17 protein-coding genes are annotated in these 19,631 nt (G+C 65.5%); all 17 read right to left on the reverse strand.

Annotation, left to right across the window (positions count from 1 at the left end):
• Nucleotides 1-102: 102 nt before the first annotated feature.
• Nucleotides 103-894: a tyrosine-protein phosphatase gene (locus AQ12_RS00815; RefSeq protein WP_048437950.1), complete on the reverse strand. Its 792-nt coding sequence runs from the start codon at nucleotides 892-894 to the stop codon at nucleotides 103-105.
• Nucleotides 891-2,303 carry an O-antigen ligase gene (locus AQ12_RS00820; protein ID WP_082151332.1) on the reverse strand — a complete coding sequence of 471 codons (1,413 nt, stop codon included), beginning with the start codon at nucleotides 2,301-2,303 and terminating at the stop codon, nucleotides 891-893. Before AQ12_RS00820 ends, AQ12_RS00815 begins: the two co-directional genes overlap by 4 nt.
• On the reverse strand, nucleotides 2,300-2,803 hold the full coding sequence (locus AQ12_RS00825) for a hypothetical protein (RefSeq protein WP_048437952.1): 504 nt from the start codon (nucleotides 2,801-2,803) through the stop codon (nucleotides 2,300-2,302). Before AQ12_RS00825 ends, AQ12_RS00820 begins: the two co-directional genes overlap by 4 nt.
• Before the next feature lie 62 nt (nucleotides 2,804-2,865).
• On the reverse strand, nucleotides 2,866-4,050 hold the full coding sequence (locus AQ12_RS00830) for a hypothetical protein (RefSeq protein ID WP_152682618.1): 1,185 nt from the start codon (nucleotides 4,048-4,050) through the stop codon (nucleotides 2,866-2,868).
• A 1-nt stretch (nucleotide 4,051) separates the two neighbouring features.
• Complete coding sequence (locus AQ12_RS21830) at nucleotides 4,052-5,587, reverse strand: J domain-containing protein (RefSeq protein WP_053076483.1); 1,536 nt, start codon at nucleotides 5,585-5,587, stop codon at nucleotides 4,052-4,054.
• Nucleotides 5,584-7,854 carry a polysaccharide biosynthesis tyrosine autokinase gene (locus tag AQ12_RS00840; protein WP_053076484.1) on the reverse strand — a complete coding sequence of 757 codons (2,271 nt, stop codon included), beginning with the start codon at nucleotides 7,852-7,854 and terminating at the stop codon, nucleotides 5,584-5,586. Before AQ12_RS00840 ends, AQ12_RS21830 begins: the two co-directional genes overlap by 4 nt.
• 90 nt (nucleotides 7,855-7,944) lie before the next feature.
• Nucleotides 7,945-8,658 carry a polysaccharide biosynthesis/export family protein gene (locus AQ12_RS00845; protein WP_193387941.1) on the reverse strand — a complete coding sequence of 238 codons (714 nt, stop codon included), beginning with the start codon at nucleotides 8,656-8,658 and terminating at the stop codon, nucleotides 7,945-7,947.
• Between the two features lie 73 nt (nucleotides 8,659-8,731).
• The gene (locus tag AQ12_RS00850) at nucleotides 8,732-9,499 is read right to left on the reverse strand and encodes a glycosyltransferase family 2 protein (RefSeq protein ID WP_048437955.1); all 768 of its coding nucleotides are present in this window, start codon (nucleotides 9,497-9,499) and stop codon (nucleotides 8,732-8,734) included.
• Nucleotides 9,500-9,525: 26 nt separating this feature from the next.
• A complete protein-coding gene (locus tag AQ12_RS00855) occupies nucleotides 9,526-10,302 on the reverse strand; it encodes a YdcF family protein (protein ID WP_048437956.1) in 777 nt (258 codons plus the stop codon).
• Between the two features lie 12 nt (nucleotides 10,303-10,314).
• Nucleotides 10,315-12,072, reverse strand: coding sequence for a carbamoyltransferase C-terminal domain-containing protein (locus tag AQ12_RS00860; RefSeq protein WP_048437957.1), 1,758 nt, complete (start codon nucleotides 12,070-12,072; stop codon nucleotides 10,315-10,317).
• On the reverse strand, nucleotides 12,069-12,932 hold the full coding sequence (locus AQ12_RS00865; RefSeq protein WP_048438113.1) for a glycosyltransferase family 2 protein: 864 nt from the start codon (nucleotides 12,930-12,932) through the stop codon (nucleotides 12,069-12,071). The genes AQ12_RS00860 and AQ12_RS00865 overlap by 4 nt, the downstream gene beginning before the upstream one ends.
• Entirely contained in the window at nucleotides 12,929-13,900 is a 972-nt protein-coding gene (gene galE, locus AQ12_RS00870) for a UDP-glucose 4-epimerase GalE (protein ID WP_048437958.1), read from the reverse strand. The genes AQ12_RS00865 and galE overlap by 4 nt, the downstream gene beginning before the upstream one ends.
• On the reverse strand, nucleotides 13,897-15,063 hold the full coding sequence (locus AQ12_RS00875) for a glycosyltransferase (RefSeq protein WP_048437959.1): 1,167 nt from the start codon (nucleotides 15,061-15,063) through the stop codon (nucleotides 13,897-13,899). The genes galE and AQ12_RS00875 overlap by 4 nt, the downstream gene beginning before the upstream one ends.
• Nucleotides 15,060-16,262 carry a glycosyltransferase family 4 protein gene (locus AQ12_RS00880; RefSeq protein WP_048437960.1) on the reverse strand — a complete coding sequence of 401 codons (1,203 nt, stop codon included), beginning with the start codon at nucleotides 16,260-16,262 and terminating at the stop codon, nucleotides 15,060-15,062. The genes AQ12_RS00875 and AQ12_RS00880 overlap by 4 nt, the downstream gene beginning before the upstream one ends.
• Complete coding sequence (locus AQ12_RS00885) at nucleotides 16,259-17,764, reverse strand: hypothetical protein (protein WP_048437961.1); 1,506 nt, start codon at nucleotides 17,762-17,764, stop codon at nucleotides 16,259-16,261. Before AQ12_RS00885 ends, AQ12_RS00880 begins: the two co-directional genes overlap by 4 nt.
• Nucleotides 17,761-18,657: a glycosyltransferase family 2 protein gene (locus AQ12_RS21835; RefSeq protein ID WP_053076487.1), complete on the reverse strand. Its 897-nt coding sequence runs from the start codon at nucleotides 18,655-18,657 to the stop codon at nucleotides 17,761-17,763. Before AQ12_RS21835 ends, AQ12_RS00885 begins: the two co-directional genes overlap by 4 nt.
• Nucleotides 18,654-19,598 (reverse strand): glycosyltransferase, encoded by a 945-nt coding sequence (locus AQ12_RS21840; RefSeq protein WP_082151335.1) that lies wholly within the window; start codon nucleotides 19,596-19,598, stop codon nucleotides 18,654-18,656. The genes AQ12_RS21835 and AQ12_RS21840 overlap by 4 nt, the downstream gene beginning before the upstream one ends.
• Nucleotides 19,599-19,631: the final 33 nt, after the last annotated feature.

Genomic DNA, 19,631 nt, shown 5'->3' on the forward strand with positions numbered 1-19,631 from the left:
AGCTTGAGCTGCACTGCTTGTGAACCGGTCTTCGTAGAGGATTGAAGATTGATTCTTCGCCCCTTCCAGTCTGTGGGCGAGCGGCTGCAACACAGACGTCGCTCAGGGGCTGCGTCGAAAGATGCCGGCGAGCTTGCTGCCCAACCCTGCCCGTGGCCGGCGCAACGGCGCAGTATCGGCCGGCGCGACGTTGCGCAGGATGGCATCGGGGCGACCCACCACGAGCTGTTGCGCCTCGTCGCGACCCACCAGTCGCTCGGCGACCGCCAGGCCCGCCGACAGCACCGGCACCCGCCTGCCGCTGGAGTGCGCATCGGTGGCCAGGATGTGCGTGAGACCGTCGCCAATGAAGCGCTCGCCCCAGTACTTGGCGCGCGGGCCGAACATGCCGGTCAGTGCGGATGCGGTGACCTGCATCCATGCGCCTTGCTGCACCAGCTGCGCAAAGAGCGGGTAGTGGTCTTCGATCCAGGTGAGCCGCTCGGGGTGGGTGATCACCGGCACGTAGCCGGACGCGACCAGGTTGAACACCATGTCCGAAAAGTGCGGCGGCACGATGTGGTGGGACGGCTCCAGCAACAGGTAGCGGGTTCCGTTGAGCGGGGGCACCACGCCTTTTTTCAGGGCGGGGATCAGTTCGGGCACCAGGTGCACGTCGGCACCGATCACGAGCTTGAGCGGTATGCCGTGTGCATCGAGCGACTGCTGCAACGCGTCGCGCGCCGACTGTATGCCCTGCGTGTCATTGAGGTACACGCCCGGGTAGATGTGCGGCGTGCAAGCCATGACCGTGATGCCATCGGCCACGGCGATGCGGGCCATCTCCAGCGACATCTCCAGGTTTTTGGAGCCGTCGTCGATGGCGGGCAGGATGTGGCTGTGCAGGTCGATCATGGCGACTCGGCTGCTGTGCGCAGGGGGCGCAGGAAAATGCCCGCGAGCAAGGCGCCCAGCATGGCATTGGCCGGAATGCGCATGTTGAACTCGACCAGCGAGTGCATCAGCAGGGCTGCAAACCCCAGGCCGCAGATGGCTGCGGCCATCGCCTCGCGATCCAGCACCCCGTCGTGGCGCACCCGGCGTATCAGCTTGCGAACCCGCGCGATGACGAGCCAGCCCAGCGCGCCCGCCAGCACGAGGGCGAATGCGCCGCCCTCCATCAGGATCTGCACATAGTCCATGTGCGCCTGGTTGGCGCGTCCGGGCAGCTCGGCCGGCTGGAAACGCGGATAGGCCAGATCGTAGGTGCCCCATCCCGAGCCCCAGGGGAAGAACGCCAGGGCAGCGTCGAAGCTGGTGCGCGTGAGCACGCCGCGAAATCCTGCGGACCCGGAAAGCTGCTCGAAAGAGATGCGTGCCGTGACCTCGTCGAAGCCGACCAGCGCGGTGGCGCCCACGAGCAGCAAAAATGCGATGGGCAGCGCGAACTTCCAGCCGCGGGACCAGCCCTGGATGCGCAGCGCTGCCACGATGAGCGCGGCAACCGCAAAAGGAATTCCGAACATGACACCGCCGCGCGAGCGCGTCATCAGGATGCCGGCGACCAGCAGCAAGGCACCGGCCGACCACAGCGCCGTGCGATGCCGGGTGCCGAACTTGCCCACGCCGATCTTGGGGAAGGGCTCGCGGTGGCTTTCATAGGCATGCCAGACGAGGATGACCAGGGCCATGGCAAGGTAGTTGGCGAAGTGGTTGCGATTGGCAAAGGTGCCCACGGGCGGGCCGAAGGTGAGGATGCCAAAAAACAGGGGCGATGTCTCACCTCCCGCCAGCTGGAGCAGGCCGAGCAGCACCTGGCTGAAGGCCATCGCCAGGACGAAGCCCGTCAACAGCCGCACCTGCGAAAGCGATGCGAGGTAGCCCGCAACAAAGGTCACCGCGATGGGTACGCCGGCCAGCAGCGAGGCGGCGGTGGCGTCGGGACTGACTGATAACGCACGCCATGACTTCGAGACGATGTCGGCGCGCTTGAGCGCCTCATCCAGCAATTCACGTCCGGACAGGGATGACCAGATGAACGCTGGCAACGGCGTCAGGTAAACGATCGCCAGCCAGATGGGACTGAGGGCCAGCACCAGCACCAGGGGGTTGGCCTTGAGGGTGTCACGTGTCTCGCGCACGCGAAGCGCTCTCACCCAGATCGCCAGTGCGGTCGCCAGCGCGAGCAGTTCGATGACGATCAGCGCCACATGCCGGTTGCCCCCGCGCATGACGGGCGAGACGAGAAGCAGGGCGATGGCCCCAGAAAGAGCAACGGGGCCTAAAAGCCCCGCTGAATGCGAATCCGGCGTCTCCGCCGTCATTGGCCGCTGATATTGGGCAGTTGGCCGCCACCGCCGCCGGCGGGGCCGGAACTGCCGCTGCTGTTGGCCAGCACGGCGCCAGCGCCCAGAAGCGCGAGAACCGGCAGGAAACCGGCACCGCCTGCGGCCGCAGCGGGAGCTGCTGGCGGGACGGCTACGGCAGCCACTGCAGTGCCGGGTGCGGCAGGCAACGTCTGGACCAGTGCCACGAGCTGCGCACAGGTCCGGTTAGGTTCGAGCGTGAACGACTGGTTGGGCTGCAGGGTGACGGTGCACTCCCTGCCGCCGGCGTTGACGACGATGGTCGCCGTTCCCGTGCTGCTGGTGACATAGCGGGTGCCGGTATTAACCGGCGCGCCTGCGATGACAGAAGTCACGGTTGTCGAGTCGCTCACGGTGACCAGGCCCTGCACATTGGTGACTCGACCGACCACGCCCTGGGAAGCCGCCGCGCCAGCGAAGGCGGCGAGCGCGATAGCGCAAAGAATTTTCTGGGTCATGGTGGAAACTCCAATTGCCTGTGTCAGGCTTTGTAACACTATACGGAAGCAGCTTGCATTGGTCAACGCGGACGGCGCAGCAGCGCTAGATTGTCGAACCAGATGCGGCCTCTACCGCTGGCAAGTTCTGCAGCGGCCGGGCTCGCTGTTGCAATTGTGCCCAGTTCGAGCCGAACAATGTTCCCGCATTCGGGCGGAACCTCGAAATCGTGCTCGAAAGTTTTCCATGCATTGCCGGTGTCGGTGAATCCGGTCGATCGGAAGATCACCTGGCCGGGGCCGGTGGTGCACCTGACAACCCAGGCGATCCCCGGGTCCATGCGCATCTGCATGGCCCGGTACTCACCCTGCAGTCGCAGCGGACCGTCGCCTGCCATGATCAATTGGCTGATCATGGGAAGTGCTATCGGGCGGCCCGTCAGCCGGATGTCCAGTACTCCGCCGCGTCCTTCGGCTCCCGAGCGGTCGACCACCGCGCCGGCGCGGCCACGCTGTGCCTGCGCGTGAGGCTCCCAGTCGAAGCCCCCCATCACGAAGGGCTGGTCGAAGCCGCCGTTGTAGAGCAGCGGCAGTGTCCTGCCATGCAGCGTCACCCAGAGGGTGTGTGCGTCGGTCAGCGCGCCCTCGTCCTTCATCCGGGCGATATAGGCCGTCACCGCGGCAGGATCGAGCGCCCCGGCAGCAAGCGCTCGCGACACCAAGGGCAGCGCGCTCGAGATGGAGCCCCCGGCCTGGGACAGCCGGCCGAGCACACGTTGCGGCCACTGCGCGCCCGCCTGCAGGTGCGCTTCAAGGGCGGGCGACTGGCCGGACAGGAGCAGCTTGGCCAGCGCCAGGGTGGCTGGCTCTTCCTGCACATGGTTTTCAACGATCTTCACCAGCATGGCGACGGCGGCGTTGACGTCGTTTCGTTCGAGCGCACGTGCTGCTTCGAGTTTTTGCAGGCGAGGATCGGACGGGGCCAGCAGTACGGCCGCGCTCAATGCCCTGGCCTGCTGGGCTGACCTGGGAGACAGGGCCAGTTCGACGTAGGCTGCCGTGTCGCCGGGGTTTGCCGCGATGCGCGTGCGCAGCTGGGCGGTGCGATCGGGCGCGGGGGTGCAAAGATCCAGGTAGGGCGTGTCGCCGATGACACACGCCCGGTCGAGGTTCACCTTGACTGCCAGCCAGGCAGCAAAGAAGGCTGCTGCTGCACCCAGTGCCATCAGTGTGGGCCGGCCCAGCAGTGGGTTGTGGGAAATCGGCAACTTACCTGGACCTTTGCGCAGCAGCGCCCTGGGGACGCGCCAGGCGAGTCATGTAGATCGCGCCGTCGCGGGAGACGAAGTCGGCCTGCAGGGAGAACTCACGGCCGGGTTCGTAAGCCGGGGCCGCCGCCACGTCCATGACGAGGTAGCCGGTGACGACCAGGCGGCCGTCCATCGGCTCGCTGCGGAACTGCACTTGCGAGACTTTCACGGAGCGTGAGCCGTCGACCAGGCTGTTGTATTGGCGCACCAACGCCTGGGCGCCAGGAGCACCTCGCGCATCGCGGTCGAGCAGGCCGAGGATTCGCTCACCCGAGCCACTCTCCAGTTGCTGGATCAGCCGGTCAAGCAGCGGATGCACTTCGGCGAGGGTGACGCCGGGGTTGGCTCTTGGCGGTTGCACGGCCTGCGCCGGGGCCTCGATAGTGGCGGGGACGGCCACGGCGGTTGACGGCGGGGTCGCGCTGGCGGGTCGGGTGGCTTCGACCCGAGGGAGGGCGGCAGGCATGGCAGGAGCGGGGACCACGATCGCCGTCACGGCAGGACGCGCCGGCGGCGAGCTGGCGACGGAATTGCTCATGCGCAGGTTCAGCGGCTCCGGCGCAACGCGTGCGACCGCGACGATCGGTGGGGGTGGCGGTGGCGGTGGCGGTGGGGGCGCAGGAGGGGGTGGTAACACCGCAGGCGGCGCAGCGGCCGGGGGCGCTTGTGGAGGTGCGGCCGCCACAACCACGGGAGCCGCAGCAAGCGCAGGAAGTGCGGGCGTGATTTGCACAACCTGGGGGGGCGCTTGCGGCGCAGGCGCCTGGGCTTTGCGCGGCTCCGCGGCGATGGTCAGGGTCTGGACGAGTTTCGGCGGGCGCTGCACCAGGTTTTCGTTATCGCGGCCGCCCGACAGGATCGCGAACAGCAAAAGGACCCCTATGCCGCCAAATGCCACTGCCAAAAGTTTCAGCCGCGTCCTGGAGCTCATGACCGAGTCTCGCCCCTGCGCGCGCACGATGGTGGAGGCCGTCGCTACCGGCCGGGGCACGGGGCGCGAAGCGACGAACGTTGCTGCTTCCAGCCCGGCGTCATAGTCCCTGCGGGCCTGCTCGGACGACAGCACTTCGTAGGCACGGTTGACCCGTGCTGCCGTATCGGCAGGCCAGGCCTGGGCTGCACCGGCTATCGAGAAGTCCGGATGCATGAGGCGCATCATGGCCCGGTATCTGTCGCGAATGACGTCGGCGTCCGACTTGGCTTCGACGCCCAGCAGGGCGTAGTGGTCCGCGCCGGGGTGAAGCATGGCAGCCCGGATGAAAAAGCAGGCGGCCTGCTGCACGGCTGGCCGTGGTGTGCCGCCCTGGCCGCCGGGCGCTTTGCCCGCTGCGATCTGCAGCACCTCCCGGATAGCGCCAAACAGCGCGGCGGGCTCGCGCCGCGTCAGCGCGAAGCGGCCGGGCGACTGCTGGTATTCCAGCAAGGCGCGCTCGACGGCGCCCTCGGCGGCGCGTTCGGCCCCCGAGCCAGCAGATGCCGTCTTCTTCCCACTCAAGATGCTTGCCGCGGCAGCGTGCCGGCGCCTTGCGGATCGGCGCCGTATCCGTAGTAGGCGCCATAGCCATGGATTGCACGGGCCGGCGCAAAGGTCAGTACAGCGCCTCGTGGCGACAGGCCCGACAGCCTCATGCGGCGCAGCGCGTCGCGGATGCTCGACTTGCGTGTCGCAGAAGCGCGCACGACAAACAGCGTGTCCTGGATCTGGTTGCCCAGCACGATGGAGTCCGCAATCCCGAGCACGGGCGGGCCGTCGACGATGACGTGGGTGATGCCCACCGAGCTGGCCCGGTCGAGCAGCTGCAGCAGCTTGGGGCCCATGAGCAGGTCCACCGGGTTTGGTGGCGGCGGGCCGGCTGTCAGCACCGACAGTTTGGGCACGCTGGTGGCCTGGATGAGCTGCTCCCCGCCGGTATCGGCCGACAGCAGGTTCGACAGCCCCTTGTCGTTGGGGATGCCCAGCATCTTGTGCACCGACGGATTGCGCATGTCGGCGTCCACCAGCAGCACGCTGTGGCCGATCTGCGCGAAGTTGATGGCCAGCGCCAGCGCTGTGGTGCTCTTGCCTTCGTCACGTGTGGTGCTCGTGATGAGCAGCCGGGTCGGCGCGCCATGCGAGGTGGAAAACTGCAGGGCCGTGCGCACCGATCGGTATGCCTCGGCCATCGACGATCTCGGGTCTGCGTGCACGTCGATGGCGATCGTGTTGGCGCTGCTGCGCTTCTTGTCGCCCACCGGCACCACGCCCATCAGCGCGACGCCCAGCACCCGCTCGACCTCGTCGGGTGCCTTGATGGAGTCATCCAGGTACTCCAGCAGGAACACCAGGCAAAGCCCCAGGAACAGGCCGATGCCCAGGCCCGCCATCAGGTTCGAGTTCAGGTTCGGCTTGTACGGAAACAGGGGCGGGTTGGCCGCATCAACCACCGAGACATTGTTGGTGGTGAGGTTGCTGGAGATGCCCACCTGCTTGAGCCGTTGCAGCAGTCCGTCGTAGAGCTGGCGGTTGGTGTCCACCTCACGGCGCAGCAGATTCAGGTCGATGCTGTTGTCCTGCGTCGAGAGCACCTGCTTGCGGGTTTCTTCGAGCCGGGCCTTGAGCTGTCGCTCCTGCGCGGACGCTGCATCGTATTGCGCCTTGAGCAGGCCCGCGACATTGCCCAGCTCGGTCTTGATCTGCGTATCGATCTCGGTGATCTGCGAGCGCAGTTGCACCATCCGCGGATAGTCGGGCTTGTAGATGCGCAGGTTCTGCTGGTACTCGACTTCCAGCTTGGCCTTGGTTTCCTTGTAGGTCTGGACGGTCTTGCTCTCCTGGCTCTGCAGCGCGCGTTCGGGGTTGACCTTGGCTTCGTTGTAGAGCGTCTCTGCGCGGATGCGCTCCTGTTCCGCCTTGGACAGCGCGCCGGCAAAGTCCTGGTAGATCTGGTTGACGACATTGGTCTTGTCGTCGAGCGTGAGGATCTGCTTTTGCTGCGAGTACTGGTTGAGTTTGCGCTCGGATTCTTCCAGCTTGGCCTTGACCTGCTTGAGCTGGTCTTCCAGGAATATCTTGGCGTACGACGACGATTCGATCCGCCTTTCCTGGCCGATCGAAACAAAGGTCTGGGCGGTGGCGTTCGCGATCCGGGCCGCCAGTTGCGGGTCGGAGTTGTCCACCGACACGCGCACCAGGCGCGAGTTGGGAATCGGCTCGACAGACAGTGCGCCCAGGAACGCGCCGACGACTGCTTCGCGCCCAAGAAACTGCGTGTCGTTGGTGTAAGGCGTGGAGAGCTTGCGATAGCCCGACACGATGCGCCCCAGGTAGCCATCGGGTGTAGGGGCAGCAGGAGGCGCTGCGGCGCTGGCTCCGGGCACCACCACGGTGGTCTTGGAGCGGTCCAGTTGCATGTCGTCGATCACGCGCTCGGCGAGCGAGCGGCTGCGAAGCAGTTCGTACTGGGTCTTCAGGCCCAGGTATTCATCGGCAGACTGACCCTCGACATCGGCGCCGTTGAATTCGACGATGCGGGCCGGCGCCTTTTCGATTTGCAGCACCGTGGTCGCCCGGTAGGTGGGGCGAAGCAGGAAGGTATTGATCCCGGCGATCGTGGTGGAGATCAGCACCACCAGCAACAAGGTCCACTTGTGCTTGAGGATCATGCCGAACAGGTCGGACAGGGTCAGCGCGCTGGCGTCGTCGTCGTCTTCTGACTGGCGCGCGAGCGCGGTCTGAAGCATGTAGGGCTGGCGCAGCGCCAGTTCACTGGTCTGCCTGGGCATCAGCGGAGGTGGAATTGGTTCTTGGCGGCCCATGGATTCGAAAATGTTGGATGGCTGGTGATCGATGCGCGGGCGTCGGATGTGAAAACGCTAGCGCGCAAAGAATGAAAACGGATTGACCGAGTCGACGATGTCGCGAAAGATCGAGTCCTTGAGCAGGGCGCGGGTTCGATCGCGCTGGACCACGATCAGGTCGTCGCCCATGATGACCGGGTCGTCTGTCTTGCCGGCCCGGATGTCCTCGACATCGAAGACTGCGAACTGGCGCACGTTCTTGTCGTTGACCCGAAAGATCATGACTTCCGACGTGTTGGCGATGGGCCCGAATCCGCCGGCCTGCGCCAGCACGCGCAGCAACGTCATCCTCTCAGTCAGTGGAATGACCCCAGGCCTGACTACCGCCCCCTCGACCGTGATGCGATCGACGTTGAGCTCTTTCACGAAGATGGAGACATTGGGGTTTTGCAGGTACTTTTCGCTGTAGCGCGAAGCGATGAGCGCCTCGGCCTGGGTGGAGGTGAGACCTCCAACCTGCACGCCGCCGATCAGGGGAAGAGAAACCATGCCCAGCGCATTGATGCGCACGGTTCGCTTGAGGTTCTCCATCTCGAACACCTCGACCTCGATCAGGTCGTTGGGCCTGAAACGGTAGTCGCGGCCGATGGTTCCACCCGGTGCGACCGTGAGGCTGGGTGTGTTGGCCTCCGACGGCGCCGGGCGAAAGACGCCGGTGTCGCGGGTCGAGCCGCTGCCGGCGCTGCCCTGGGCAAGGCACGCCCCCGAAACGAGAACAACTGCAGTCAATGCGAAAAATCTGGCGTACATCTTGGGGCCCATGCTGATGCGAAACAGCGGATGCTGCAATCAAAAACCCCCTTCAGCGCGCGGCTGCAGGGCGGACCATGAATTGAGGCAGTTTTGTCACATTTTTCATCAGGAGGGTTTGCAGGCCGCCGATGCCGTTTTCACGCATGGCGGTGTAGTCCTCCCGGCTCTTACGGAACATGTTTCGCAGCGATCCGTTGCTCAGGCCGCCCATGCGCATCCGCACGAGCACCTCGGGAATGTAGGCAGCGTTGACGCGGCCGCGCCAGAGCAGGCGAAGCATGTGGTCGTAGTCGGCTGCTATCTTGTATCGGGTGTCGAAGGCGCCATAACGCGTGTACAACTCACGGCGCACGTACAGCGTGGGATGCGGCGGCATCCAGCCCTGGGTGAGCCGTTCGCGCTGGTAGGCGCCGCCCTGCCAGTACCGCACGATCCTGGAAGGATCTTTCTTGCCCACGTAAACCAGGTCTCCGTACACCGCGCCAACCGAAGGGTCCTCGAATGCACGCGCCACCTGCTGCAGCGAATTCGTGGAGCCATACGCGTCATCCGCGTGCATGAATCCCACGATGTCGCCTGTTGCCAGCGCGATGCCCTTGTTCAGGGCGTCGTAAGGACCGTTGTCTGGCGACGAAATGAATTGGGCAATGCCGCACTTGTACTGCTCGACTACCGCCAGCGTGCCGTCGGTGGAGCCGCCATCGACCACGATGTGTTCGATGTTCTCCCAGGATTGGTCGCGCACCGACCTCAGCGCCTCTGCCAGCGTTTCGGATCGATTGAGGACAGCGGTAATGACGGAAATTTGTAAGGCCATGTGACAGTGACATCGCAATGTGTCGATTACATGATAGCGAGCGCTACCAGCCCTGCATACTCTTTTAGGGCCTGCGTTACAAACCTGAGTGCGTCGACCGACGGCACGAACGACGACATCGTGAAATTGTCTGCGGCGTCTCCCGACAGGTCAGATGGAATCGGGGTGATTGCAAGACCCTTGCCAGCCCAGACACTTTCAAGGGTCTGAACGGCGCGCGGCATGTGCAGCGCCGAAGTCACCAGCAGGACGCGACGAGCGTGTAACCGTTCAACCAGCGGCAAGGCTTGCATGGCGTTTTCGCGGGTGTTGCGGCTCTGGTCATCAATGAGGATGCGCTCTGGCGGCACGCCCAGAACACTGAGCATCCTGACGATGGCGTACGCCTCTGGTTCGCGGCCCTGGGCCGGTGTGCGCTCTCCCGCCGCCACGACCAGCCAGGGTGCCTTTCCTGCCCGATACAGTGCGGCCGCCTGCCAGATCCGGTCGGCCGAGCCGCCCAGCGTCAGGTTGGGTCGTCGCGGCGGGCGGGCCCCAATCACCGACCCACCCAGCAAGACGATCACGTCACCGTGTGGCGCATTCACCACTGCGAGCGATTCGTAGCGGTTCTCCAGCGGCGCTCCCAGCAGCCTGCCCGCAACCGGCGTGGAGCCGATCCACAGAACCGAGATCGCGACGATCGCAAGCCCCCTGGCCAGGCGCTGACGTCTTCGCCAGCTCATCCATGCGCCCATTCCCAGGAGCCACGCCATCGACAGCGGCGACAGCAACCATGTGGCGAAGCTGGAGAGTTCAAGCATGGCCGCTGCCGTTCAGGCTGGTCCGTCTGGTGTGCGGGTGACCATGAAGCTGCCCAGCACCAGCAAATCCATCCGCGTGCGCAGGAAGCAATCGAGCGCCTGGGCGGGCGTGCACACGACGGGTTCGTTTTCGTTGAACGAGGTGTTGAGCACCATCGGCACATCGGTCAGGTCACGAAACGCGGATATCAGGCGGTGATAGCGCGGATTCGCGTGGGCAGTCACGGTCTGCAGCCGTCCTGATCCGTCGACATGGGTCACTGCCGGGATCAACGCGCGCTTGTCGCTTCGAATCGGATAGACCTGCATCATGAACGGCACATCGCCGTCCAGTTCGAACCACTGCGGCACCGCTTCCTTGAGCACCGACGGCGCGAACGGGCGAAACGATTCGCGTCGCTTGATCTTGAGGTTGAGCCGCTCCTTCATGTCGGCGCGTCTCGGGTCGCCCAGGATCGAGCGGTTGCCCAAGGCTCGCGGTCCCCACTCCATCCGGCCCTGGAACCAGCCGACCACCTCGCCCCGGGCGATCGCGGCTGCGGTCTCCTGCGTCAATGCGTCCTCGTCGGCGTGGCGCACCTGGCAACCCGCGTCTGCGATCTCGACGGCGCGCGATTCAAGCAACGCCTTCACCGCGCCATCACTGAACGACGGTCCCCAATAAGCATGGTCATGGACCGGGCCGCGCTTGCCGCCCAGCTTGTGCCAGACCGAAAGCGCTGCGCCTATCGCGCCGCCCGCATCCCCGGCCGCCGACTGCACATAGACCTGGCGAAACGGCGAGCGCATCGTTACCTTGCCGTTGGCCACGGAGTTCATCGCGCATCCACCCGACAGGGCGATGGCATCCATCGCATACCGCGAATGCAGCTTGCCCAGCAGGTGGAAGAAGGCTTCTTCGTACATCGCCTGCGCAGAGTGCGCGAGGTCCATGTGCCGTTGGGTGAGGGGTTCGTCGGGCTTTCTGCGCGGGCCCAGCAGTGCGATGAGGCCATCGCTGAACAGGTCGCCAAACTCCGGGCTGCCGCCTTCCCACTCCATCGCCACCTTCTCGCGGTGATGGCGAAACAGATCGAGGTTGAGGCGAAAGCTGCCGTCGTCCTCAAGCGCCACGATCTGGCGCATGGCGCCCATGAAGGTCGGCTTGCCGTAGGGAGCCAGGCCCATCATCTTGTACTCGTCGCCGTAGTGCGCAAACCCGATGAACTGCGTGATGGCCTGGTAGAAGATGCCCAGCGAATGCGGAAACAGCACGCGGCCCGCTACATCGATCTTCGTGCCGTGCCCCACGCCCCACGCCGCGCTGGCGAAGTCTCCGAAGCCATCGACCGACACCACCACTGCGTCCTCGAATGGCGATACATGAAATGCGGATGACAGATGCGCCACATGGTGTTCGATGCCGTGGATCTGCCCGCGAAACTGCGTGCCCGGAAATGCCTTGGCCAGCTGCTGCGCCGCGCCCGTGCGCTTGCGCTTGTTGCGAAGCCGGTCCAGCACCATCGAGATGTCGGGCCGTTGGCGCAGTGTGTAGGCGACCTTGCGCGCCAGATTGGCGCGGCCGTCCTGGTTCAGCGCGATGTGGTCCACATCGGCAAGCGTGGCTCCGGCTTCCTGCAGGCAATAGCGAATCGCCTCCGCAGGAAAGCCCGCCCAGTGCTTGATGCGCAAAAAGCGCTCTTCTTCGGCGGCGGCCACCATCACGCCGTCACGAAAGATGCATGCCGACGCATCGCCGTGGAACGCGTTCAGTCCGAGGATCAGGCTCAATGGGTGCTCCGCTGTTCGAGATCGAAGACCTTGAGTGCCACCTGCGTCTGGTACATCGCCCGCATGCGGCAGAACATGAAGCCTTCCCGCCCGTCGAGAAAGCCGCGCCGCCAGATGTAGCTGTAGAGAAAGTAAGCGATGCCGCGTGCAGGAAGGCGCGCCGCCACGCGCTTGAGCGCGGCGCGTCGCTCGAGCGCGTCGCCCGACAGCAGCGATGCCCAGCCGACGCCACTGCCATCGAAGCCGCCCCGTGACGCGTGTTCGAACTGCGCGTCCTTGGTGGAATAGCGGTTTTGCCGATCGAACCACTCGTCGATGCCCTTGAGGTTCTCATCGACCAGGTCGCAGCGCAGATCGCGAACTTCGCCTTCGACCTGCTGCGTCTCTGCGTGTCCGCGATTTTCGTAACGCACGCGACCGAGCCGGATGAAGCGCACCACCCAGGTGGGGTACAGGCTGCTGTGGCGCAGCCATTTGCCCCACATGTGAAAGCGCCGGCGAACACGGTAAGCGCCCACGCCAGGCGCATCGGCCTGCGCCAGCGTCGTGAGCTCATGGGCAAGGTCCGGCGGCACGCGTTCATCTGCATCGAGCACGAGAACCCACGGGTGCCGTGGCGCGGTGTGGTCCAGGGCCCAGTTGCGCTGGGTGCCGAAACCTTCAAATCGATTCTGGAAGAAGCGCACACCCGAGCTCTGGCAGATCTGCGCCGTCGCGTCCGTGCTGAACGAATCGATCACGATCACGTCATCGCACCAGCCAAGCGATGCCAGGCAATGGGGCAGGTGGATCTCTTCGTTGAGCGTGAAGATCATCACGCTGACTGGCGAAGTGGCGCGCGGCGGCGGTGTGTTGCTCATCGCGCCCTCTGGTGCCATCGCCACGCGGTCTCGACGATGGCTTCAAGCGTGGTGTGCTGCGGGTTCCAGCCGAGTTCGCGTCGCACGCGGCTGGCGTCGCCCACCAGCGCGGGCGGGTCACCGGCCCGCGCAGGCCCGATGGTGTGCGGCACCTTGCGGCCCGTGACACGCTCGACTGTCTCTATCACTTCGCGCACAGAAAACCCCATGCCGTTGCCCAGGTTGTATGCCGTGGTCGGCCGGCCCGACTCGAGTGCACCAAGCGCGAGCACATGCGCCCGGGCCAGGTCATCGACGTGGATGTAGTCGCGCACGCAAGTGCCGTCGGGCGTGGGGTAGTCGTCGCCGAACACGGTCAGGCTTCCAGTGCCTGCCGCCGCATCGAGCGCCAGCGGAATGAGATGCGTCTCGGGCTCGTGGCATTCGCCAATGAGGCCGTCGACGTCGGCGCCCGCCGCGTTGAAATAACGCAGCGAGATCGAGCGCAGGCCGTGCGCTGCGTCGAAGTCGCGCAGCATGCGTTCGACCATCAGCTTGGAGGCGCCATACGGATTGACCGGCGACTGCGCATGGTCTTCGGGAATCGGGCTGACCTGGGGCACGCCGTAGGTGGCGCAGGTGCTTGAAAAGACGAACTGCCCGATGCCGGCGTCGCGCGCGGCTTCAAGCAGCGTGAGCGATCCGTCCACGTTGTTGCGGTAGTACTTGCCCGGGTTCGTCACCGATTCGCCCACATAGGCAAAGGCCGCGAAATGCATCACTGCCATCGGCTGGTAGGTGCGCAAGGCCTGGTCGAGTGCGCCCCTGTCCCGGATGTCGGCTTCGACCAGCGGCCCCCATTGCACCGCCGACCGGTGTCCGTTGACCATGCTGTCGTACGCGACCGGCAGGTAGCCCGCTGCGGCGAGCGCCTTGCAGGTGTGGCTTGCGATGTAGCCTGCTGCGCCGGTCACCAGAATCGTTTTCATCGCGCGAGGATTTCCGTGTAGAGATGGCTCAGGCGCTCGCCCATGGCCTGCATTGAAAAACGCGTCAACGCGAGTTGCCTGGCGTTGATTGACATGGTGCGAAGAGCGGACCTGTCGGCCATCATAAAGTGCAGGCCGCGCGCAATGTCGGCGGCGTCGGTGGTGACGGCGATACCGGCAGCGGCTTGCACCACGTCGTCGCTGACGGCAACGCCCCGGCCCAGCAGGCAGGGCACGCCGCAGGCCAGTGCCTCTGCGGCGGCCATGCCGAAGTTCTCGGAGTGCGAAGGCAACACGAAGATGTCGGCAGCTTCGAATGCACGCCGCTTGTCGTCGCCTTCGACATGCCCTGCCCAGTGAATGCGGTCCGCCATCGCCAGCGCACTTGCGCGGGCCTTGAGCGATGCAACATAGGGCGCAGGGCCGTCGCCTGCGATCGTCAGGCGCACATCGGAGTGCGTGTTGGGGCGCTCTTTCGCAAGCAGCGCGAAAGCATCGAGCAAGCCTTCCAGATTTTTCTTCGGGTCCAGCCGTGACAGGAACAGCAGCGTGAACCCGCGTGCGTCACCACCTGCCGGTCGCTCGCACAGGTTGGCGTCGTCGGGCATCTGGACGCCCAGCGGGATCACGACCGGTTTCAGGGTCAATCCCTGCTGCACCGCCTCGGCTGCCTCCTGCTGGCTGGTGAACCGAACGGCAGCGGCGCGAGCCAGGATAGGGCCTTCGATGAACCGCATCGACAGCCGCTTGAGCGCGGGCCTGCGCTGCGTCATGCCGTAGCGGTTGAGCGTTCCGATCGGCTCGATGATGTAGGGCACGCCGGCGCGATGCGCGGCCATCGCTGCAACGACCGATGTGAACGAGAACAGCGCATGGATGTGCAGCAGGTCGTACCGCTTTGCGTTGCTTGCGATCCATGTTGCGAACGGACCCGACACCTTGTAGAACTCGAAGCCCTTGCGAAAGTACCAGCGCGTGATGCCGTCTTCTGCCAGGGCAACGCCGCAGGGGCGGCCGTTGTGTTGGCCGGGGCCGTCGTCGTCGGTCGTGGCGGTTTCCACTGCGATGCCCTGCACGGAAATCGCGCGCTCCATCGCCAGCAATGCAGCGGTTGCGCCGCCGTGAACCTCGGCCAGCGAGGGGATCACGTGCAGTACCTTCACGCGCCGTCCCGCACAAAGGCTATGGCGTCCACGGTGCCCTTGACTGCCTGGTCTATGCCGTAGCGCGTGTGGACACGTTCGCGCGCACGAGCGCCCATCGCTGCCAATGCCGCAGGATCAGCGACCGATTGCTTCATGCAGGCCGCGAGCGCGGTGATATCGCCAAAGGCAAAGATGTGCCCCGTCTCACCGGGCGTCACCAGGTCCTGCGCGCATCCCACGCGGTCGCTCACGATGGCCGGCAAACCGCACGCCATCGCTTCGTTGACCACCAGGCCCCAGGTTTCGCCGAAGTCAGACGGCAGCACCAGGCAGTCCGCTGCGGCATACGCCCGCGTGATCTCCGACTGGTTCATGAAGCCTGCAAAGGTCACGGGCAGATGGGCCTGCCCAACCTGCGCCTGCGCCTGCGCCATCAGTTCGCCCGACCCGACCACCAGCACATGAAACGAAGCGGCTTCTTTTGCAAGGATCGCCGTTGCCGCCAGCAGGTCGAAGATGCGCTTCTTGCTCTCAAGCTTGCCGACGTACACAAAGCATGTGGCGCCGGGCGCAATGCCCCATGCCTTGCGCAATGCGTCGCGTTCGGGCGCGAGCAGGCGTGCGTTGGAGGCGAAGCGGTCGTTGTCGATGAAGTAGGGCGCGTCAAACAGTTTCTCGGGGCCGACACCGTAGTCCTCGTAGAACTGCCGGCTGGAGCGCCCGATGGGCAGCATGGCCGCGCACTGCGCCAACAGGATGCGATGCGCGATGCGCGCCATCACCCCGCGTGGCCGCAGCGCATTGGACTCGCCGCGCATGATGACCGGAATGCGCAGCCAGCGGGCCGCCGCGAGCATTTGCACCAGCGGCCAGATGTGCCAGCCGGTGAGCACCACGACATCGGCGTTGCACTCTCGCAGCAACGCCAGCGGCTTGTGAATGCGGGCAGCAAAAAATCCGTCAAAGCCGCCGGGTCCGCGCACCTCGGGTGCGAGCTTCCACGCATATCCGTCCAGCAGTGGAATGTCCCATTCGAAGGCAACGCCGAAACCGTGCCCCTGCTGCTTCGCATCGGGAATCTGCACGAACAGCACCGAGAAGTCGATATCGCTGCGACGCGCGAGCGCCCGGAACCACGGCACCTGGTACTGGATCGGATGCGACGCGATCACCAGGACGCGTGGCGGTGCCTTTGCGGTCGGCTGGGCGTCGCTCACTGCTGTCCGGCAGAGGGCATCGAAAGGCCCTGCGGTTCGGTCACGCCCATGCCCGCACCCATGTAGCCGGGTTGGTAAGGCGCGGGAGCGCGGCGCAGGCCGTCACCCCTGGCCGCCAGCACCGGCATGGCGAGCAGGAAGCCCAGGCTCCAGCCCAGGATCAGCAGCACGAAGAGGTCGCTGTACGCCTGCGTTGCCACGCTGAACGTCGCGGCGTTGGCCACCAGGAATGCGATCAATCCGTACGACAGCCGCGCGTGCTGCGGCGACTGGATCGTGAGGAACGTCACCTGCGCCCTGAGGTGTTTGCCCAGCGCGACAAACAGCCACAGCACGACGAAGAGGCCGGGCACGCCCAGTTCCATCGTGACCTTGCCGAGGCCTCCTTCAGCGGGCCCCCGGCTGATGCCATTGGCCTCGGCGATGGCGCTGGTGCCCTGGCTTCCGGTGCCCAGGCCCGCGCCCATCCAGCCATAGCGGTTGATGGACCAGCTCACCGGCCTGACACCCAGTTCGTCGATGCGGCTGGGCAGGTCGTTGAACACCGACTTGCCGCGTGCCGCATAGCCTTCCATGCCGGTGGGGTCCTTGAGCTGCAGGTCGTTGGTGTACGACCTGCTCACCAGGTCAGGCGCGATGAAGCCGACGATGCCCACGTAACCGATGGCCCCTGCCGCCAGCACGACCATGGCCAGCCGGGCTGCACCTCGCTGCAGCCATGCCACGAGGAAGAAATAGATGGTGATGAAGACCGTGATCTCGACCAGCAGCTTGCGCCGGCCGGTCAACAGCCCGAGCGAGACGAGGACGGCGATCAATGCGGCCGCCATCAGCAGGCGCACCAGCGTCGCCCGCTTGCCGATGGACAGGATGAAAACAAAACAGGCGATCGTCGCCGTATGCCATGCGGCAATCTCCGAGGCCCTGAAGAAGCCGGAGTACGCCTTCAGGATGGTGCCCACGTCATAGATGATCTGGCCTTCGCCGATCTCGCCCAGCATCGCCCAGGTGAAGCCGATGTATTCAAGGTAAACACCCGACAGGGCCACGAGTGCGACGATCACGTAGGCGAGCATGATCTTTCTCACCCCACGCAGGCCCCGGCGCGTGGCGAACTGGTAGGCCAGCACGACTGCGGGAATGGGCGCAAGCCACACCAGCAGGCCGATGGCCGGCATGAGCCAGCTGCCGTAGCGGGCCAGCGAATGAAACGCCTGCGCGAGCACCAGCAGGATGAACACGGTGAACGGCACCTTGAGGTGGCGCTTCCAGCCGTAGATGGATCGCAGCCCAAGGGGTACACGCGCTCCGGCGGCTCGCAGCCACGTCAGCCCGAACATCAGTCCGACCAGAACGACGTAGTAGGTCGGCTGGCCGGGCGCGAGCTTGCGCAGGGGGTCTTGCGCCACACCGATGAAGATGCACACGAGCAGGCCCTTGCGCCAATCGAGGACCGTGAGCAGGCCTGCAAATCCCAGCAGTGCGATCGTCAACAGTGTCATGGTCCGGTTCTGGTAGCGGCGTCGGGAAGCCGTTTGGGCCCCCTGAGCGTCAGGGCAGCGGCCCAGGCCATTGCGCTCAGTTCAGCAAAGAGTGTGCCCACGATACGCCAGGGGTGGCGCAGATGGTAGCGCGTGGTGACAGAGCGCAAGGGGCGTGTTGCAAAGTCACGCCATGTGCCGGTGCGCAGCGCGAAGTAATACGCACCCACCGCGTGATCGGGCCGCCAGGTGCTCAGGTGGTCGCCGAAAGTGCGCGTGCCGCCAGCGGTCACCTTGAGGTGATGCAGGCAGGCGGCGGGCTCGAAGCGGATCTGGCGGCCGCAGGCCTTGAACCGGTGCGCGAATTCGGCTTCGAAGCGATAGGCCACCTTCACGAAGTTCTCATCGAACCCGCCCAGCTCCAGCGCGATGGCGCGCGGCACGCTGAAGTTGCCGCCCATGAACTCATGGATCCATCGGGGCTGGGTGGACGCGAAACGAAACGGATCGCCGTTGGCAACCGCAACGTCTTCTTCCCAGGGCTGGATCACGCGGCCCGCGACGATGATGCCTTGCGGATGCGCCGCGTGAGCCTGCACATGCGCGGCGAGCAGTCCGGCCTCCGGTGCGATGTCGTCGTCCAGAAACAGCACGAGGGGGCAGGCCGCACGCAGCAACCCCTGGTTCATGGCGGCAGGGATGGATGGCAGCGTGAGCCGGACCCATCCGATATCGCCCGCATCGGCCATGGCCTGCAATGCGTGGCTCGTCTCCGGTTCATGGGTTGCGGTTTGGTCGAGCACCAGGATTTCTGCCGCGCGGGGTTCCATCGCCAGCAGGCTGCGCAGGGTATCAACCAGCACGGCCTCGCGCCGGTAGGTGGGAATGGCGACCGTGAGGGCAAGGCGGCTCATCGGCTGGCACTACCCAGGAAACCCAGGGTGCCCAGGGCGAGCCGCGCGAGCTTGAGCCAGCTCTTGATATGCAGGGGATTGCTGCGCAGCGACTGGAGCAGGTAGGCGCGCGCGCGCGGGTCGTTTTGTTGTGCGAGGCAGCTACCGACGAAATACGCGGCCTCGCCGCGGCGGCTGCTGGAAGTCGAATCGCCCTTCGGTGCCGGGCGCAGGGCAGCCGCTTGCGCGAGCACCGGTGCATCGCTGGCGCCGCTGCGTCGCAGCGTCGCGGCCTGATCGATCAGCGCCCGCAGGGCCTGCTGCGTGGGACGATGGCGCGCGGTGATGCTGTCCAGGTCGAAGCGCGCCTCATACAGCACCTCGGGGCAGGCGTGAAAGCCGCCGATTTCGATCATGCGCGACCACAGGTCCACATCCTGCGCGAAGTAGAACGCGGGCCGGTAACCGCCGGCCTGCAGGTAGGCGGACCTGCGAAACATCACGCTTCCGTGATGGGGGTCGGGCACTGCGCCACCGGCAGGGCGGTCTTGCGGCGTGGTGGTCGTGGCGAGCGGCTCGCCTGCCGGACCCATCAGGCGATGCGCGCAACTCACGAAGGCGATCTGCGGCGAGCCGGCCAGGGCGCGCGCCTGAAGCGACAGGCGGATCGGCAGCGAGATGTCGCCCACGTCCTGACGCGCGATGAACTCGCCGCGCGCCTCGTTGCAGCCGCGCACCAGCGCGCGCGTGAGGCCTGCATTGGGCTGGGTTATCACGCGCAGCCTTGCATCGGCATGGGCCAGCCGAGCCAGCACTTGCGCAGATCCGTCCTGCGATCCGTCGTCGATGGCGATCAGCTCCAGCTCGCAATCGACTTGCGAAAGGATGCTCTGCACGGTCTCTTCCAGATGGGCTGCGCCGTTGTAGACGCCCATGACGACCGATACCAGCGGGGTAGTCATTGGAGGGGCGCCTTCATCGGGTCAGTATGCCGC

Origin of the sequence: Caenimonas sp. SL110, assembly GCF_001044395.1 — a bacterium.
GTDB lineage: Bacteria > Pseudomonadota > Gammaproteobacteria > Burkholderiales > Burkholderiaceae_C > Ramlibacter.

Bases quoted from the DNA above. Each gene is read 5' to 3' on its own strand.
- AQ12_RS00815 (WP_048437950.1), bottom strand. From the start codon at position 894: ATGATCGACCTGCACAGCCACATCCTGCCCGCCATCGACGACGGCTCC.
- AQ12_RS00820 (WP_082151332.1), bottom strand. From the start codon at position 2,303: ATGACGGCGGAGACGCCGGATTCGCATTCAGCGGGGCTTTTAGGCCCC.
- AQ12_RS00825 (WP_048437952.1), bottom strand. From the start codon at position 2,803: ATGACCCAGAAAATTCTTTGCGCTATCGCGCTCGCCGCCTTCGCTGGC.
- AQ12_RS00840 (WP_053076484.1), bottom strand. From the start codon at position 7,854: ATGCCCAGGCAGACCAGTGAACTGGCGCTGCGCCAGCCCTACATGCTT.
- AQ12_RS00850 (WP_048437955.1), bottom strand. From the start codon at position 9,499: ATGGCCTTACAAATTTCCGTCATTACCGCTGTCCTCAATCGATCCGAA.
- AQ12_RS00855 (WP_048437956.1), bottom strand. From the start codon at position 10,302: ATGCTTGAACTCTCCAGCTTCGCCACATGGTTGCTGTCGCCGCTGTCG.
- AQ12_RS00865 (WP_048438113.1), bottom strand. From the start codon at position 12,932: ATGAGCAACACACCGCCGCCGCGCGCCACTTCGCCAGTCAGCGTGATG.
- galE (WP_048437958.1), bottom strand. From the start codon at position 13,900: ATGAAAACGATTCTGGTGACCGGCGCAGCAGGCTACATCGCAAGCCAC.
- AQ12_RS00885 (WP_048437961.1), bottom strand. From the start codon at position 17,764: ATGACACTGTTGACGATCGCACTGCTGGGATTTGCAGGCCTGCTCACG.
- AQ12_RS21835 (WP_053076487.1), bottom strand. From the start codon at position 18,657: ATGAGCCGCCTTGCCCTCACGGTCGCCATTCCCACCTACCGGCGCGAG.
- AQ12_RS21840 (WP_082151335.1), bottom strand. From the start codon at position 19,598: ATGACTACCCCGCTGGTATCGGTCGTCATGGGCGTCTACAACGGCGCA.